Annotated in this window: 1 protein-coding gene; it reads right to left on the reverse strand. The window is 40.4% G+C overall.

All coding sequences use genetic code 11. The features are described 5' to 3' along the window. Positions 1–213, reverse strand: a 213-nt coding sequence (locus GFJ99_RS13705) for a hypothetical protein (protein WP_203228816.1), incomplete at both ends; no start/stop codon positions are given.

The raw sequence follows: 213 nt of genomic DNA on the forward strand, positions 1-213 counted from the left end.
GTTCACCATTGCCCTTTTCATCGTTGATATGGTCATACCACCAACCCATATTCCCAAGACGATCTTTATCCTGTGTGCAACCAATAACCTTCTGACCAGATTTGTAGCCATCGTAAACGCGCATTGCTAAACGATCATCTGCCTCGTATCCATGAACAACTTCTGCTTTCCAATACTTAATCAAATACTCTTTAACATCGTCAAGTAATATTG

It is taken from the genome of Flavobacterium sp. LMO6, from assembly GCF_009495795.1.
Lineage (GTDB): Bacteria > Bacteroidota > Bacteroidia > Flavobacteriales > Flavobacteriaceae > Flavobacterium.